General features: G+C 73.8%; 14 protein-coding genes. 11 read left to right on the top strand and 3 right to left on the bottom strand.

What is annotated here, in order from left to right:
• Window positions 1-26: 26 nt before the first annotated feature.
• The 10 genes from AC3RJ8_RS10075 (at window position 27) to AC3RJ8_RS10030 (ending at window position 11,038) form a co-directional block, all read left to right on the top strand.
• Window positions 27-206 (top strand): hypothetical protein, encoded by a 180-nt coding sequence (locus tag AC3RJ8_RS10075; RefSeq protein WP_489712504.1) that lies wholly within the window; start codon window positions 27-29, stop codon window positions 204-206.
• Window positions 206-1,093, top strand: a complete 888-nt coding sequence (locus AC3RJ8_RS10070; RefSeq protein WP_489712503.1) for a TlyA family RNA methyltransferase — start codon at window positions 206-208, stop codon at window positions 1,091-1,093. The genes AC3RJ8_RS10075 and AC3RJ8_RS10070 overlap by 1 nt, the downstream gene beginning before the upstream one ends.
• Window positions 1,090-2,034 carry an NAD kinase gene (locus tag AC3RJ8_RS10065; RefSeq protein WP_489712502.1) on the top strand — a complete coding sequence of 315 codons (945 nt, stop codon included), beginning with the start codon at window positions 1,090-1,092 and terminating at the stop codon, window positions 2,032-2,034. Before AC3RJ8_RS10070 ends, AC3RJ8_RS10065 begins: the two co-directional genes overlap by 4 nt.
• 2 nt (window positions 2,035-2,036) lie before the next feature.
• Window positions 2,037-3,746, top strand: coding sequence for a DNA repair protein RecN (gene recN, locus AC3RJ8_RS10060; RefSeq protein ID WP_489715617.1), 1,710 nt, complete (start codon window positions 2,037-2,039; stop codon window positions 3,744-3,746).
• A 5-nt stretch (window positions 3,747-3,751) separates the two neighbouring features.
• Window positions 3,752-4,945: a putative cytokinetic ring protein SteA gene (gene steA, locus AC3RJ8_RS10055; RefSeq protein ID WP_489712501.1), complete on the top strand. Its 1,194-nt coding sequence runs from the start codon at window positions 3,752-3,754 to the stop codon at window positions 4,943-4,945.
• Between the two features lie 41 nt (window positions 4,946-4,986).
• A complete protein-coding gene (locus tag AC3RJ8_RS10050) occupies window positions 4,987-6,027 on the top strand; it encodes a copper transporter (protein ID WP_489712500.1) in 1,041 nt (346 codons plus the stop codon).
• A complete protein-coding gene (locus AC3RJ8_RS10045; RefSeq protein ID WP_489712499.1) occupies window positions 6,027-6,926 on the top strand; it encodes a hypothetical protein in 900 nt (299 codons plus the stop codon). The genes AC3RJ8_RS10050 and AC3RJ8_RS10045 overlap by 1 nt, the downstream gene beginning before the upstream one ends.
• The gene (gene murJ, locus AC3RJ8_RS10040) at window positions 6,923-8,614 is read left to right on the top strand and encodes a murein biosynthesis integral membrane protein MurJ (protein ID WP_489712498.1); all 1,692 of its coding nucleotides are present in this window, start codon (window positions 6,923-6,925) and stop codon (window positions 8,612-8,614) included. Before AC3RJ8_RS10045 ends, murJ begins: the two co-directional genes overlap by 4 nt.
• A gap of 82 nt (window positions 8,615-8,696) precedes the next feature.
• Complete coding sequence (gene pyrG / locus AC3RJ8_RS10035; RefSeq protein ID WP_489712497.1) at window positions 8,697-10,385, top strand: CTP synthase; 1,689 nt, start codon at window positions 8,697-8,699, stop codon at window positions 10,383-10,385.
• An 8-nt stretch (window positions 10,386-10,393) separates the two neighbouring features.
• On the top strand, window positions 10,394-11,038 hold the full coding sequence (locus tag AC3RJ8_RS10030; protein WP_489715616.1) for an NUDIX domain-containing protein: 645 nt from the start codon (window positions 10,394-10,396) through the stop codon (window positions 11,036-11,038).
• Between the two features lie 49 nt (window positions 11,039-11,087).
• On the opposite strand, the gene AC3RJ8_RS10025 is transcribed toward AC3RJ8_RS10030, so the two are convergent.
• From AC3RJ8_RS10025 to AC3RJ8_RS10015, 3 genes are all read right to left on the bottom strand, one after another.
• The gene (locus tag AC3RJ8_RS10025) at window positions 11,088-12,053 is read right to left on the bottom strand and encodes a COX15/CtaA family protein (protein ID WP_489712496.1); all 966 of its coding nucleotides are present in this window, start codon (window positions 12,051-12,053) and stop codon (window positions 11,088-11,090) included.
• Window positions 12,054-12,159: 106 nt separating this feature from the next.
• Complete coding sequence (locus tag AC3RJ8_RS10020) at window positions 12,160-12,936, bottom strand: ABC transporter permease (RefSeq protein ID WP_489712495.1); 777 nt, start codon at window positions 12,934-12,936, stop codon at window positions 12,160-12,162.
• On the bottom strand, window positions 12,933-13,895 hold the full coding sequence (locus AC3RJ8_RS10015) for an ABC transporter ATP-binding protein (RefSeq protein ID WP_489712494.1): 963 nt from the start codon (window positions 13,893-13,895) through the stop codon (window positions 12,933-12,935). The genes AC3RJ8_RS10020 and AC3RJ8_RS10015 overlap by 4 nt, the downstream gene beginning before the upstream one ends.
• Window positions 13,896-13,935: 40 nt before the next feature.
• On the opposite strand from AC3RJ8_RS10015, the gene AC3RJ8_RS10010 reads away from it, so the two are divergent.
• A complete protein-coding gene (locus tag AC3RJ8_RS10010; protein WP_489712493.1) occupies window positions 13,936-14,553 on the top strand; it encodes an HdeD family acid-resistance protein in 618 nt (205 codons plus the stop codon).
• Window positions 14,554-14,667: the final 114 nt, after the last annotated feature.

Genomic DNA, 14,667 nt, shown 5'->3' with positions numbered 1-14,667 from the left:
GGACGAACGAGCAGCAAGGAGGGGACATGTCGCACGACGCGCAGGTGCCGCGTGCGTCGGAGAGCTTCCCTTCCGGTGCACTGGCTCCCCTCGACGACGTCGACGACCTGCCCACCGAGCAGCACGTCGCCCGCTTCGAGGCGGTGCACGACCGGCTCCGGGAGCAGCTGAACTCCTCGGACACGGACGATGAGGCGGGTGACTGATGACCGAGCGTGCCGACGCCGAGCTCGTGCGGCGCGGCCTGGCCCGGTCGCGCGCGCAGGCGTCCTCCCTGGTCGCGGCCGGGCGGGTACGGCTGGACGGGACGAGGGTCACCAAGCCGTCGTCACCCGTGCCGGCGGGCGGGGCGCTGTCCGTCGAGCTCGACGCCGACGAGCCCCGCTACGCGTCCCGGGCCGGTGCGAAGCTCGACCGCGCGCTCGATGCCCTCGGCGCGGACGACGACGGACGCGCGCTCACCGACCGGATCCCCGGAGCGGTGTGCCTGGACCTCGGCGCCTCGACCGGAGGGTTCACGGACGTGCTCCTGCGTCGTGGTGCCGCCCACGTCACGGCCGTCGACGTCGGCCACGACCAGCTCGTCCCGGCACTGCGCGCGGACGAGCGCGTCACGGTCCTCGAGGGCTCGAACGTCCGCTACCTGACTCCCTCCGACGTCGAAGGGCCGCCCGACCTCGTGGTGGGCGACCTGTCGTTCATCTCCCTGCGGCTCGTGCTCCCGGCGGTCGCCGCCCTGATGCGCGCCACGACCGACGCCCTGCTGCTCGTCAAGCCGCAGTTCGAGGTCGGGCGTGGACGGCTGGGCAGCGGCGGGGTCGTCCGCGACCCTGCGCTGCACGTCGAGTCCGTCGTCGGTGTCGGGCAGGAGGCGGCCACCGCCGGTCTGGACGTCCGGGCCGTCATTCCGAGCCCGCTGCCCGGACCGAGCGGCAACCGTGAGTACTTCTGCTGGTTGCGCCCCTCGCCCGCACCCGTCGACGACCTCGCGACGCTGACCGCCGCGGCGCGGGCGGCCGTGGCCTGGCAGCCGGACGGGCCGGTGCCGCCCGTCGTGGCGGTGCCGGCGCGGCCCGGGGGAGGTGCGGCGTGACGCGCCGGGTGCTGATCGTGACCCACGGTGGTCGTCCGGAGGCCGTCGCGGCGATGTCCGAGGCGGTCGCCGAGCTGGAGAGCGCCGGGTTCGAGGTCGCCCTGCACGACGACGACCTGGCGGAGTCGTTCGGGGACGAGATGGCTGCCGCGCGCGCCCGCGAAGGCGTCACCGAGTCCGAGATCGTCATGGTGCTGGGCGGTGACGGGACGATCCTGCGCGCCGCGGAGCTCACGCACGGCACGGACGTCCCCCTGCTCGGGGTGAACCTGGGCCACGTCGGCTTCCTCGCCGAGTCGGAGCGCGAGAACCTGCACGACGCGGTCCGGCGGGTGGCGGCTCGCGAGTACGTGGTCGAGGAGCGCAGCGTCGTCGACGTCGTCGTGCACCGGCCGGGGGAGGACGAGCCCGTCACCGGGTGGGCCCTCAACGAGGCGACGGTGGAGAAGGCCCACCGGGACCGGATGATCGAGGTGGCGGTCGCGGTCGACGACCGGCCCGTCAGCTCCTTCGGGTGCGACGGCGTCGTGGTCGCGACGGCCACGGGCTCGACGGCGCACGCTTTCTCGGCGGGTGGTCCCGTGATGTGGCCCGACGTGGACGCGGTGCTGCTCGTGCCGTTGTCCGCGCACGCGCTGTTCTCGCGGCCCCTGGTCATCGGTCCTCGCTCGGAGTACACGGTCGACGTGCTCGAGCGCAGCCCGTTGCCCGGAGTGCTGACGTGCGACGGGCGGCGCAGCATCGACCTCCCGGTCGGCTCGCGGGTGCAGGTGCGTCGCGGGGCGGTCCCGCTGCGGTTCGCGCGGCTCGTCCACGCGCCGTTCAGCGACCGGCTGGTCTCGAAGTTCAACCTGCCCGTGATCGGGTGGCGCGAGGCCGCGGACGACGCGGCGGCACGCCGGGCGTCCCGGTTCGTCGTCGACGACGACAAGGAGGAGTGAGAGTGCTCGAGGAGATCGCGATCGAGGACCTCGGGGTCATCCGGTCCGCCCGCGTCCCGCTGGCTGCCGGTCTGACGGTCATCACCGGCGAGACCGGTGCCGGCAAGACGATGGTGCTGACCGGGCTCGGCCTGCTCATGGGCGGCAAGGCCGACCCGGCCACGGTCCGGCCGGGAGCCGACCGGGCCGTCGTCGAGGGCAGGTGGGACCTGACCCGCCACCCGCTGGCCGTCCGACGGGTCGACGACGCGGGGGGAGCCGTCGACGACGACGGGACCGTCGTGGTGCTCCGGACGGTCGCCGCGGGACGGTCGCGGGCGCACCTCGGTGGTCGCGGCGTGCCCCAGGGTGTCCTCGCGGAGATCGCCGACGACCTCGTCACGGTGCACGGGCAGTCCGACCAGCTCCGGCTGCGCACCCCGGCGAAGCAGCGGGCTGCGCTGGACCGCTTCGCCGGTCCGGCGCACGCCGAGGTGCTCGCCGAGCACCGGGCCGCCTGGACCGAACGGGCGGGCCTGCAGACCGAGATCGAGGACCTCACCTCGCGGGCGGCAGAGAGGTCCCGGGAGGCCGAGCTCCTGCGCCTCGGGCTCGCGGAGGTCGAACGGGTGGACCCCCAGCCCGGTGAGGACGTCGAGCTCGCGGCGATGGTGTCGCGCCTGGGCAACGCCGAGCAGCTGCGCCAGGCGGCCCAGCTCGCCCATGACGCCGTCGTCGGCGAGGACATGGAGACCGAGGGGTCCGCGGTGCACGCGGTGGAGCGGGCCCGCCGCTCGCTCGAGGCGGCAGCGGGCGACGACCCGGCCCTGGGCGACCAGGCGAAGCGCCTGGTGGAGGCGGGCTACCTGCTGGGCGACGTCGCCACCGAGCTGTCCGGCTACGTCGCCGACCTGCAGGCCGACCCGGCCGCCCTGGAGACGGCGCACGCTCGTCTGGCCGAGCTCGGGTCGCTGACGCGCAGCTACGGGGGCACGGCCGACGAGGTGCTGCAGTGGGCTTCGGACGCCGGGCTGCGGCTGCTCGACCTGGACGACGGCGGAGAGCGGATCGAGGCCATGCGACTGCGCGTCGACGAGCTCGACGAGCGGCTCGCCGGCCTGGCGGCACGGGTCACCGCCGGGCGCGAGGAGGCGGCCGGACGGCTCGCCGAGGCTGTCACGACGGAGCTGGCCGGCCTGGCGATGGGCGGCGCACGGCTCGAGATCGAGGTGACCCCGGCTGACCCCGGTCCCTCGGGGACCGACCAGGTGACGTTCCTGCTCGTGCCGCACCCCGGGGCGCCGGCCCGCCCGTTGGGCAAGGGGGCGTCCGGCGGCGAGCTGTCGCGGGTCATGCTGGCCGTGGAGGTGGCGCTTGCCACCGGCGCCGACGACGCGACGGGCACGGTCCTGCCGACGTTCGTGTTCGACGAGGTCGACGCCGGCGTCGGTGGACGGGCCGCCGTGGAGGTCGGCCGCCGGCTCGCCTCCCTGGCGCGCAGCACGCAGGTGGTGGTCGTCACGCACCTCGCCCAGGTCGCCGCCTTCGCCGACACGCATCTGGTCGTGACGAAGTCCTCCGCGGCCGGCGACGGCACCGTCACGGGCGTCCGGGCGGTCGACGACGACGAACGTGTCCGAGAGCTCGCGCGCATGCTGTCCGGGCAGGACGACTCCGAGACGGCACGTCAGCACGCGGTCGAGCTTCTCGAGTCCTCCGTCGTGGGACGATAGGGCCGATGAGACTGACCCTGCGCCGTGCCGACCGCGGCCCCGACACCAGCGACGACGCGTCCGAGCACCTCGGCCCGGCGCGGATCGGCGCACGCACCAAGGACCTGACCAAACGACTCTCCGCCGGTGACGTCGCCGTGATCGACCATGCCGACATCGACCGCGTGGCGGCCGAGGCGCTCGTCGCCGCGCGTCCCTCGGCGGTGCTCAACGCCGCACCCTCGACCACCGGGCGCTACCCGAACGCGGGCCCGGGCATCTTGCTCGAGGCGGGGATCGTGCTGGTCGACGGGCTCGGGCCCGAGGTGATGGACATCCCCGAGGGCGCGCGCGTCCGGGTCGACGAGGCCGCGGTCCTCGTCGACGGCAAGGCGTGGTCCACGGGTACCCGGCAGACGCCCGAGACGGTCGAGACCGCTCTCGCGGAGGCACGGGACGGTCTCTCCGACGAGATCGAGCGGTTCGCCGAGAACACCATGACGTACCTGCGGCGCGAGCGTGACCTGCTGCTGGACGGCGTCGGGGTGCCCGACGTGCGGACCCGGTTCGCGGGACGGCACGTCCTCATCGTGGTCCGTGGCTACCACTACCGCGAGGACCTGGCGATGCTGCGGTCGTACATCCAGGAGAACCGTCCGGTCCTGGTGGGGGTCGACGGCGGTGCCGACGCGATCCTGGACGCCGGCTGGCGTCCCGACATGATCGTCGGCGACATGGACTCGGTCTCCGACAAGGCGCTCGCCTGCGGGGCGGAGATCGTCGTGCACGCCTACCGCACGGGCGACGCGCCGGGTCTGGAGCGGGTACGCGCCCTGGGGGTCGACCCCGTCGTCTTCCCTGCCACGGGCACCAGCGAGGACATCGCCATGCTGCTGGCCGACGACAAGGACGCCGAGCTCATCGTCGCGGTCGGCACCCATGCCACGCTCGTGGAGTTCCTCGACAAGGGCCGCGCCGGCATGGCGAGCACCTTCCTGACCCGGCTGCGGGTGGGCGGCAAGCTGGTGGACGCCAAGGGCGTCTCTCGGCTGTACCGCACCCGAATCTCGAACCTGCAGCTCACGCTGCTGTCGTTGGCAGGTGTGGCCGCCGTCGTGGCGGCGCTGTGGTCGACGGCCGCCGGGCAGACCGCGTTCGGTCTGGTGGGCGCACAGATCGACGACATCGTCTCGTGGGTCGGTAGCCTCTTCGGCGGCTGACCCACCTGCGACCTCACTGAACCTAGGAGCACCGGCACCTCGTGATCGACTTCCGCTACCACCTCGTCTCGCTGATCTCTGTCTTCCTCGCGCTCGCGGTCGGCATCATCCTCGGTGCCGGTCCGTTGCAGAACGCGATCGGCGACCAGCTCACCGACCAGGTGGAAGCGTTGCGGGCGGAACGCATCGAGCTGAGCGAGAACTTGGTCGAGACCGAGTCCGAGCTGGCCGACCAGAACGCCTACGCGCTGGCCGCCGGTGCCGAGCTGGTCGACGGGTCGCTCGACGGGGTGACGATCGCCGTGGTCGACGCCGAGGGCGTGGCCGACACCGTCGAGGCCGACGTGATCAACCAGCTCGAGGCGGCGGGAGCGCGGATCGTGGCCCAGGCGTCCCTGACGGATGCGTGGACGTCGGCGGAGGACGCCGTGCTGCGCGGTACCGTCGCGGACGGTCAGCGGGAGCAGCTCGAGGACATGGTCGGGGAGGACGACACGACCTCGGCGGTGCTCGGTGCGGCCCTGGGCCTGGCCCTGACGGAGCCGGACCCGCAGGCGCCCGGCGTGCGCAGCGAGCGTTCGGCCGAGCTGTACGAGCTGATGTCGCGCGTGGGACTGGTCGAGTCGAGGTTCGAGCCGTCCGGACCCGCCGACGCGGTGCTGCTGCTCGCCGGTTCGCCGGCGGGCGACGAGGCGACGGCCGGCACGGACGAGGGCGAGGTGCCGGAGGACGTCGACGCCGTCGCGGTCGTCTCCGCGTTGGAGGAGACCGCGCAGGACGTCGTCGTGGCCGGTCCCACGACCACCGAGGGCGAGCTCGTCGCGGACGTCCGGGCCGACGACGACGCGGCGTCGCGCGTGAGCACGGTCAGCGGCACCGAACGTGCCGTGATGCGCCTGAACGTCCCGCTGGCGCTCGCGGCCCAGCTGGCCGACGAGGTGGGGCACTACGGCTTCGAGGAGGACGCGGTCGTGGTGCCGCCGGTGGTGGAGCTGCCCGACGAGGACGACGGCACGGCCGCGGGGACGACGGTCGGGGAAGCGGACGCCGACGCTGACGCCGGTGACGGTGGTGACTCCTGATGAGCGTCGCTCGCGCACTCGTCGCCGCCGCGGCCGCGGCCACGGCCACCGTCGTGGCGCGCCGCGTGCTGGATGCCGCGCCCCCGGGCGGCGTCGAGCGCTGGACGCGGACCAACCATCGCGGTGAGCCGGTCTCGATGCTCGAGGGCCCTGCGGTGGCCACCGGCCTGGTGGCCGGCACCACGGTGTCGGGTGGGGCGCCCCGGGTCCGCACGGCGACAGCGCTGGCGACCGCCGGTGCCGGGGCCTTCGGGATCCTCGACGACCTCGCGGAGGACACGTCCACGCGGACGAAGGGCCTGCGGGGTCACCTGGGTGCGCTGGCCCGCGGCCAGGTCACGACCGGCGGGCTCAAGGTGCTGGGCATCGGCGCCACGTCGCTGCTCGCGGCGGCGATCGGTACCCGGCGCGAGGGCGGTGCCGCCGGGCACCTGGCCGACGTGGCGGTCAACGGCACCCTCGTCGCCGGCACCGCGAACCTGATCAACCTCCTCGACTTGAGGCCTGGCCGGGCACTCAAGGCTTCAGCCTTGCTGACCATCCCCGTGCTCGGGGCAGAGAGGGGCGGCGGCACGGGTGCGTTGGCCGGGGCCTGCGTCGCGGCCGCGCCGCAGGACCTCGACGCCCAGGACATGCTCGGCGACGGCGGGGCCAACGCGCTCGGGGCGTTCGTGGGTGCCCGGTGGGCGTTCGGCGCGCCACGCACGGTCCGTGTCGCGGCGCTCGCCGCCGTCGTCGCACTGACCCTGGCCTCGGAGCGGGTCAGCTTCTCCGTCGTCATCGAGCGCACGCCCTGGTTGCGCGCGCTGGACCAGATCGGGCGACGTCCGTCCGCACCGACCGCCGGGCGCGAGGAGAGCGGGTCGTCCGCCGCACCCGGCGAGGGCACCGCGGCGTGAGCCCGCCCGGTGGGCGCCGGGCCGCCACCACGATCGCCGGCGCAGCGGTGCTCATCACCGTCGTCACGCTGGCGAGCCGGGTCGTCGGGTTCGGCCGGTGGCTCGCCCAGGCGCACTATGTCGGCACGGGCGGGGTGGACGGTCCGCTCAACGCGGCGAACTTCCTGCCGAACGTGCTCTTCGAGGTGGCGGCCGGCGGTGCGCTGACCGGCGCGGTCGTGCCGCTGCTGTCCGGATTCCTCGTGCGGGGTGACCGGGAGAACGCCTCGCGGACCGCCTCGGCGCTGCTCGGCTGGACCCTGCTCGTGCTGGTGCCCCTCGGTGGGCTGGTGGCGCTGCTCGCGGACCCGCTCGTCCGCCTGACGGGGCTGAGCGACCCGGTGAACGTCGCCGTCGCCGCGGACTTCCTGCGGGTCTTCGCCATCCAGGTGCCGTTGTACGGGGTCGCCGTGGTGCTCGGGGGCATGCTGCAGGCCCACAACCGCTTCTTCTGGCCGGCCTTCGCGCCCCTGGTGTCGAGCCTGGTGGTCATCGCGGTCTACGCACGGTTCGGCGCGCTGGCCGACGGCAACCAGCAGGACGTCGCCGAGCTCAGCTCGCAGGCCCTCGGGTGGTTGGCGTGGGGCATGACCGCGGGGGTGGCGTTCCTCGCTGTGCCGCTCGTGGTGCCGGTGCTGCGCACCGGCCTCCGGCTGCGTCCTACGCTGCGGTTCCCCGACGGCGAGGGGCGGCGTGCCGCGCACCTCGCGTTCGCCGGGATCGGTGCGCTGGTCGCGCAACAGCTGGCCCTGCTCGCGACGATGACCGCGGGCAACGCGGCCGGCGGCGACAGCACCTGGACGATCTTCCTGTACGCCCAGAACGTGTACTTCCTGCCGTACGCGGTGCTGGCGTTCCCCATCGCGACGAGCGCCTTCCCGCGCTTCGCGGAGCTGGCCTCGCAGGACCGTGGCGACGACCTGGCCCGCCTGGTGTCGTCCACGACGCGCGTCCTCGTGGTCGTCTCGGCGGCGGGCGCGGCCGCGCTGGTGGCGGCTGCACCGCTCGTGGAGAACGTGTTCGACGGCGTCGCCGACGGCGACGCCGACGGGTTGGCGGCGGCCCTGGGATGGATGGCGCCCGGACTGCTCGGGTACGCCCTGATCCTGCAGCTCTCGAGGCTGCTCTACGCGGTCGGTGCTGCCCGGGCGGCGGTCGTCGCGACGGCCACCGGGTGGCTGGTCGTCATGGCCGGGGTCGCCGCCGCCGTCCCGGTGTTCTCGGGGCAGGGCCCGGCGACCCTGTCGACGAGGGTCCAGGTGCTGGCGTGGCTGGGCGGGGCGACCACCGTCGGGATGACCGTGGCGGGGGCGGCGCTGCTGGGAGCGGTGCGCCGCGCGGTCGGTGCACCGGCGTTGCGGGGTGTCGTCCGCACGGTGGCGGTGGTCGTCGTCGCCGGTGCGGCGGGCGCCGCGCTGGGCCGCTGGTCCGTTCCCGTGGCGAACCGGGCCGTCCCCACCGGGCCGAACGGTGCGGACGGGACCCCGGTCGAGACGCCGCTCGATCCCGCCGCCCTCGCGACCGATGCCGGCCTCGGCCTGCTCGCCGGTCTCGCCGCTGCGGCCGTCGTGCTCGTGGCCGCCGCGATGGCCGACGGTGCGGTCCGGGCCCGCCTGGCCGCCGTCGGACGGCGCGTGCTCCGGCGCTGAGGACGGTGCTGTGCGGCATCCCACCTCGGCACGGGCGAGTCCGGGGCGCCATCGCCCCTTCTCTCGGATAGCATGGAGTTCCGTGGCTGACACCGTGAACCGAACGTCCTCCCGCTCCTCCAGCCGCGCCGGTGCGACGCACCAGACGCGCCACATCTTCGTGACGGGCGGTGTGGCCTCCTCGCTGGGGAAGGGCCTGACGGCGTCCTCGCTGGGGCGCCTCCTGCGCTCCCGCGGCCTGCGGGTCACGATGCAGAAGCTCGACCCGTACCTCAACGTGGACCCGGGCACGATGAACCCGTTCCAGCACGGCGAGGTGTTCGTCACCGACGACGGCGCCGAGACCGACCTGGACATCGGCCACTACGAGCGGTTCCTCGACGTCGAGCTGCCCGCCTCCTCCAACGTGACGACCGGCCAGGTCTACTCGCGCGTGATCGCGAAGGAGCGGCGCGGCGAGTACCTCGGGGACACCGTGCAGGTCATCCCGCACATCACCGACGAGATCAAGCTGCGGATGCGCGACCAGGCAGGTCCTGAGGTCGACGTCATCATCACCGAGATCGGCGGCACCGTCGGGGACATCGAGTCGCAGCCGTTCCTCGAGGCCGCCCGGCAGGTGCGCCACGAGCTGGGGCGCGACGACTGCTTCTTCCTGCACGTCTCGCTCGTGCCGTACATCGGTCCGTCGGGGGAGCTGAAGACCAAGCCCACCCAGCACTCGGTCGCCGCGCTGCGTTCGATCGGCATCCAGCCGGACGCGATCGTGCTTCGTTCGGACCGGACGGTCCCGGAGAGCATCAAGCGCAAGATCGCGATGTCCTGCGACGTCGACAACGAGGCGGTCGTCAACGCCGCGGACGCCCCGAGCATCTACGACATCCCGCGGGTGCTCCACTCCGAAGGCCTGGACGCGTACGTCGTGCGGCGCCTCGACCTGCCGTTCCACGACGTCGAGTGGGGTGGCTGGAACCGGCTGCTGGAGCGCGTGCACGAGCCGGAGCACAAGGTCGAGATCGCGCTGGTGGGCAAGTACATCGACCTGCCGGACGCCTATCTGTCCGTGACCGAGGCGCTGCGCGCCGGCGGTTTCGACAACGACACGCGGGTGACGATCCGCTGGGTCGCGGCCGACGACTGCAGCACCCCGGCCGGCGCCCAGGAGTCGCTCGAGGGCGTGGACGCGGTCCTGGTCCCCGGGGGCTTCGGCGTGCGCGGCATCGACGGGAAGATCGGCGCGCTGCGGTGGGCCCGCGAGAACCTCGTGCCGACGCTCGGCATCTGCCTCGGTCTGCAGTCGATGGTCATCGAGTACGCGCGCAACGTCCTCGGGCAGGCGGACGCCTCCTCGACGGAGTTCGAGCCCGGGTCGAGCCACCCGGTCATCGCGACCATGGCCGAGCAGCTCGACATCGTCGGCGGCGACGGCGACCTCGGGGGCACGATGCGTCTCGGGGCGTACGACGCCGCGCTCGCCGAGGGTTCGGTGGTCGCCAAGGCCTACGGCGCGACCACGGTCTCGGAGCGGCACCGGCACCGGTACGAGGTGAACAACGCGGTCCGCGCCGAGCTCGAGGAGGCGGGACTGCGCTTCTCCGGCACCTCGCCGGACGGCAGGCTCGTCGAGTTCGTGGAGCTGCCTGCCGACGTGCACCCGTACTACGTGAGCACCCAGGCGCACCCGGAGTTCAAGTCGCGTCCGACCCGCTCGCACCCGCTGTTCCACGGTCTCGTCGCCGCGGCGCTGGTGCGACAGGGCGTCCCCGCGTGAGCGTGCCGATGGACCAGGAGCGGGGCGACTTCGACCGTGTGGCCCCGCGGCCGGTCGTCGCCCGGACGACCGTCCACGAGGGCCGGATCTTCGATCTGGTGCGTGACGACGTCGACCTCGGCGAGGCCGGTGTCGTCACCCGCGAGTACCTCGACCACCCGGGCGCCGTCGCGGTCGTCGTCCTCGACGAGGACGACCGCGTGCTGCTCCTGCGCCAGTACCGGCACCCGGTGCGCGCGCTGCTGTGGGAGATCCCGGCCGGCCTCCTCGACGTGGACGGCGAACCGGCCGTCGAGGCGGCGGCGCGCGAGCTCGCCGAGGAGGCGGACCTCGTCGCCGGCCGGTGGGACGTGCTCGTCGACTTCGCGACGACCCCGGGGGCGAGCAACGAGGCGCTGCGCGTCTTCCTCGCCCGCGACGTCCGTGAGGTCCCGCATGCCGACCGCCACACGCGTACCGGTGAGGAGTCCGAGATCGTCACGGACTGGGTGCCGCTCGACGAGGCGGTGCGCCGCACCCTGGCCGGGGACCTGCACAACCCGTCCGCCGTCGTCGGCATCCTCGCCGCGGCGGCGAGCCGTGCCGACGGCTGGCGGTCGCTGCGGGGCGTCGAGGCGCCGTGGCCGTACCGGCGGGGGAACCTGCCGGCCTGACCGTCGGTGCCCGGCTCCCGGCCGGCCGTCGCTCGACCGACGCGGGCCGTCAGCGGGTGCGCAGCCGCAGCACGGCGTTCGCCGTGGCCCACACGAGCAGCGCGGCGCCGAGCATGTGCAGGCCGACGAGCAGCACGGGCAGCCCGGTGAAGTACTGGGTGTAGCCGACGACGCCCTGCGCCATGGTGACGGCGAGCAGCAGCCAGATGCCCCGGCGGGCGCGGCGCACCAGATCGGTGGCGGGCTGCCGCAGGAGCAGCGCGACGAGCAGCGCGAGGACGCCGACGAACAACCACACGGACGCCGAGTGCGCCCGGGTCATGGCCAGCGGGTCGACGGCGAGCCGGTAGCCGACCTCCGTGTCGCCCGAGTGCGGTCCCGCGCCGGTGACGATCACCCCGAGCACGACGACGGGGACCACGAGGAACCCGAGGACCCGGCCGACGGACGTCACGGCAGCGGAGGCGATCGGCGCCGGTGGACCGTCACCCTCGCCGTGCCGGTGCAGGAGGTAGGCGGAGACCCAGACGAGCGCCGCCGAGAGGACGAAGTGCAGCGACACCCAACCCGGGTGCAGCTCGAGGAGCACGACGATGCCCCCGATGACGGCTTGCAGCGCGACGCCGGCCAGCGGCAGGATCCCCAGCGCGCGGTAGGTCTCCGAGCGGCGTCGGTCCGTCCACACGAGCAGCATCACGGCGACCGCGATGACCGAGAGCACGCCCGTCATGGTGCGGTTGCCGAACTCGACGAACGGGTGATAGCTGGCCGCCTCGTGGAACACCGGGGTGAACTGCCCGGGCTCGCACATCGGCCAGGTCGAGCAGCCGAGCCCCGAGCCCGTGAGCCGGACCGCGCCACCGGTGACGATGATCGCCACCTGGCCGATCACGTTCGCGATCAGCACCCACCGGGTCCAGCCGCGGAACCGGGCGAGCCGGTCGGGCCGGTCGCTCGCGGTGCGGTCAGGCTCGGGCGAGGTGCCGGTCGAGTCGACGGGCGTAGACGTGCTCACGGGACCACGGTAGCGGCCGACGGCCTGCCGTCGGCCCGCAGGGACCGACTGTCGACTGTGACATTGGCCCTCGCGGGGCGACGCGACGGACGTCGCGTGACCGAGCTCAGTGCCAGCGGAAGAGCCTGCTCGCACCGGCGCCGAGGGCAGCCGTCCACGCGAGCAGCACGACGACGCTGAGCGGTGGCACCCCGGTGCCGAGGAGCGCCCCGCGCAGCCCCTCTCCGAGCGCGCCCGACGGCAGGAAGGCGGCGAGGTGGGCCAGCGCTCCGGGCAGCTCCGCAGGTGGCACGACGAGGCCACCGCCGACCACCAGCAGCACCAGCACGAGGTTGGCGACGGCGAGGACGCCCTCGGCGCGCAGGGTCCCGGCGAGCAGGAGCGCCAGCGCGGTGAAGGCCGCGGTACCGAGCAGACCGAGGCCCAGCGCGGGCAGGATCCCGGCGAGGTCCGGCCGCCAGCCGAGTCCCAGGGCGACGGCCCCGATCACCACGACCTGCACGCCCTCGACAGCGAGGACGCCCAGGGCCTTCCCGGCCAGGAGGCCTCCGCGACCGAGCGGCGTGGTGGCCAGGAGACGGAGCACACCGTTGCGGCGGTCGAACGCCGTGGCGATCGACTGCGAGGTGAAGGCGGTGGTCACGCAGGCCAGCGCGAGCACCCCCGGCGTGACGAAGTCGACCCTGGCGACCCCGCCGGTGTCGAGGTCCACCACGGAGGTGCGCACCAGACCCACCAGGAGCAGGACGGGGACGACGATCGTCACGAGCAGCTGTTCGCCGTTGCGCAGGATCGCCCGGGTCTCGAACGACGCCTGGGCGGCGACCCGTCGCCGGGCCGGGGCCGCGGACGGTGCGGGGGCGGACGTGGGGTGCGTGGTCATCGCAGGTGCCTCCCGGTGAGGTCGAGGAACACGTCCTCGAGGGTGCGCCGGCCCACGGTGACGCGGGTGGCCAGGACGTCGCGATCGGCGAGCCATCCGGTCAGGGCGGCGAGCGCTCCCGGACCGACGGGACCGGTGACCACGTACTCACCGGGGCCGGCCTCGGCCGCCGACCATCCGCCGTCGGGCACTGCCTCGTGGAGGCTGGTGGCGAGCGCGGCGACCGGGAGCCCGGACGGCGCGTCGAAGCGCAGCCGCGGGGCGTTCCCGGCCGCCCCGTCGGAGAGCAGGTCGGGGACCGTCCCGGAGGCGATGACCCGGCCCTGGTCGACGACGTGGACGACGTCGGCGAGGTCCTCCGCCTCGCCCATCAGGTGGGTGGTCAGCACGACGGCGACGCCGTCGGCGCGCAGCTCGCGCACGAGGTCCCACACGGCGTGCCGCGACTGGGGGTCCATGCCGGCGCTCGGTTCGTCGAGGAACACGACCTCCGGACGGCCGACGACGGCGGCAGCCAGCGCCAGGCGCTGGCGCTGCCCGCCGGAGAGGCGGCGCACGGTGGTGCGGGCGAAGGCGGGCAGCCCGAGCCGTTCGGCGAGCTCGTCGACGTCGCGCGGCGTGGCGTACATGCGGGCGACGTGCCGCAGCATCTCCATCGCGCGCACGCCGGTCGGCAGGCCGCCGTCCTGCAGCATGACACCGACCCGGGGACGCAGCGCGGCCGCGTCGGCCACGGGGTCGAGCCCGAGGACCCGGACGGTCCCGCCGTCGGGGGAGCGCAGACCCTCGCAGCACTCGACGGTGGTGGTCTTGCCCGCGCCGTTGGGTCCGAGCACCGCCGTGACCGCTCCGGCGGTAGCCTGCAGGTCGAGGCCGTCGACGACGTCGCGACCGCCGTAGGTCTTGCGCAGTCCGCGCACGTCGACGGCGCCGCCGGGTGGCGTATCGGTGATGGGCACCAGAGGATTCTACGGACGCGTCGAGACACCTGGAGTGACGATGACCTTCTACACCTTCGCCCGGCCCGCCGACCTCGCGCAGCTGGCGCGACGCATCTGGTACTGGCCCGTGATCCGTGGGGCGCTGGCCGTCGTCTTCGGGCTGCTGGCGATGTTCCTGCCGCGCGACGTCCCGGGGCTGCTCGTGCAGGTGTTCGGCGCCTTCGTGCTGATCGACGGGATCGTCTCGCTCGTGGACGGCCTACGCCGCCGGGGGACGCAGGCAGGGTCCGTCAACCTGGGTATCGGCGTCGTAGCCATCGCGTTCGGAGCGGCCCTGCTGTTCCTGCCGGAGGTCTTCCTGACGATCGCCGTGGTCCTCATCGGAGTCTGGGCGCTGGGCTTCGGGTTGCTGCAGGTCTTCGGTGCCTTCGCGATGCGCACCAGAGGTGGTGCGTCGTGGCTCTGGACGCTGGTGTCGGGCGTGCTGTTCGTGGCGCTGGCCGTGGTGTGCTTTGCCAACCCCGGAGCGGCGATCACCGCCATGTCGTTCGTCATCGGGGCGTTCGCTGTCGTCATCGGGATCGCGCTCGTCGCGCTCGGGATGAAGCTGCGTTCCCTGGGGAGCCAGGGGCCGTCCGGCGGTGACGTCATCGACGGCGAGGTCGTCGAGGGCTGACCCCGTTCGTGCCGCGGGGATGAACGGTCCGTGAAACCTGTGTGACGTGCGTCGCACGCCTCCCGCCGACCTGCGGCTGCGCGGGTTCGGTGAGGCATGCCTTGCTTGACATCC

Source organism: Isoptericola sp. MSGPD8_1_ISO-PGPR-S23-394 (assembly GCF_058072785.1).
This window is presented reverse-complemented; position numbering and strand designations above follow the sequence as displayed.